General features: G+C 37.9%; 1 protein-coding gene. It reads right to left on the bottom strand.

Going from position 1 to position 224, the window contains the following annotated elements; all coding sequences use genetic code 11:
* A partial coding sequence (locus ACVCZW_RS00485) for a hypothetical protein (protein ID WP_452231357.1) occupies positions 1–224 on the bottom strand: 224 nt, incomplete at both ends.

Here is a 224-nt window from a genome sequence, read left to right on the forward strand (position 1 = left end):
AGCATAATCTGAAGTTACATCGAATACCGCATCTGTATCACAAGAATCTGTACCACAAGATTGCAGTGCTAAAATATTAGCAGCATTCCAATCGTTAGCAAGCGTTTCATTATTTGTTCCGTCACACTCAATCGTTTCATCCGCTACCGTACAAGCTGTAAGATCAGGACCAATAGAATCGTTAAGTGTAAGAATTGCAACAAGTATAGTTTCGTTATCACAAT

The organism is Lacinutrix sp. MEBiC02595, assembly GCF_053601555.1.